Raw genomic sequence first — 1,655 nt, forward strand, 5'->3', positions numbered from 1 at the left:
ATACCCCTCTCTGTCAGACTACCTGTCGCGTTTAAAATTTAACCACTGCAGTTAAGTTGAGGGCGCGGAGTGACAATGCAACATTATTCAAATGAAAGGAAAGAGTCGGCGCTAAAGAAGATGCGACCGCCTAATAATATTTCTATTACAAAACTCTCATTAGATATGGGGATCAGCCAAGCAACCCTGTACTATTGGCGTAAACAAGCCAAAGATAAGGGGCAAGTTATGCCCGGTAATGGAAAAAACGCTGAACAATGGTCTTCAGCCAATAAGTTTGCAGCCGTGTTAGAAACGGCGACGCTAAACGAGGCAGAGTTAGCGCTTTATTGTCGTAAAAAGGGACTGTTTGTTGAACAAATAGAGGCATGGAAAAATGCCTGTCTCGATGCCAACGCAAACGTTTCTGAGCATGAGAAAGTGTTTCAAGCTGCAGCAAAAAAAGATAAGCAGCACATTAACGCTTTAGAAAAAGAGTTACGCAGAAAGGAGAAAGCCCTCGCTGAAACAGCGGCATTGTTGGTCTTAAGAAAAAAAGCCAATGCGATCTGGGGGGAAGCCGAGGACGAATGATCCTCGACGCAGATCGCTCACAAGCCGTGATATTAATTGATGAAGCGGTGTTAAGTGGTGCCGCGAAATATAAGGCTTGCACAGAGCTAGGCATAACGATTAGAACGTATCAGCGTTGGATAGCTGCTGGTGTTATCAAAAGCGATGGAAGACCAGGCTCAGTGAGGCCTGCGCCTAAGAACAAGTTGACCTTAGCAGAACGTAAACGGCTAGTGGATACAATGAATAGCGAGGCATATAAAAGTTTACCAGCGAGCCAAATGGTGCCGGCTTTAGCCGATGAGGGTATTTATCTAGCGTCAGAGTCCACATGCTATCGCGTGTTGCATGAAGAAAAGTTGCAACATCGTCGAGGCCGTGGGCAAAGTAACGACAGGAAGGTCGCTACGACGCATAGTGCTGATGGCCCTAACCAATTGTGGAGTTGGGATATTACGTGGTTGCCAGGCCCTGCGAAAGGCTTCCATTTTTACTTATATTTAATTTTAGATGTGTTTAGTCGAAAAATTGTGGGTTGGGAAATACATGACGAAGAGTCTGCCGCTCACGCGGCAACCCTTATTCGGCGTACTCATTTACGTGAAGATATTAGAGATAAACCATTGATATTGCATTCGGATAACGGGAGTCCAATGAAAGGTGCTTCTATGTTAGAAACCTTATATCAGTTGGGTGTTGCAACATCGTTTAGTCGTCCAAGAGTCAGTAACGATAATGCTTATTCTGAGTCAATATTTAAAACGTGTAAATACAGGCCGGATTATCCATATAAAGGTTTTTTAAACATAGCTGCGGCACGCGATTGGGTGTTGAAATTTAGTCATTGGTACAATGTTAATCATAAACACAGTGGATTGAAATTCGTGACCCCTCAACAACGCCACGCAGGTAAAGCTAAAGAAGTGTTAGCAAAAAGGAAGGACGTATATCAAAAAGCCAAACTTAGAAATCCAGAGCGATGGAGCGGCCAAACCCGCAACTGGGATCTGGTCGAAAAAGTATACCTAAATCCTGCTCGCGATAGGATTGAAATTGAAGGTGTAAAATAGGTTAATCGCGACAACTAGTTTGACAAACACCGA

General features: G+C 43.9%; 1 protein-coding gene. It reads left to right on the top strand.

Annotation, left to right across the window (positions count from 1 at the left end):
* Window positions 1–75 precede the first annotated feature (75 nt).
* A protein-coding gene (locus tag AB9H30_RS19285) for an IS3 family transposase (RefSeq protein WP_371196422.1) occupies window positions 76–1,622 on the top strand; the annotation gives its coding sequence in 2 pieces (ribosomal slippage) (window positions 76–538 and window positions 538–1,622; 1,548 coding nt in all).
* Window positions 1,623–1,655 lie beyond the last annotated feature (33 nt).

This window comes from Glaciecola sp. SC05 (assembly GCF_041380235.1).
In the GTDB taxonomy this organism is placed as follows: domain Bacteria; phylum Pseudomonadota; class Gammaproteobacteria; order Enterobacterales; family Alteromonadaceae; genus Glaciecola.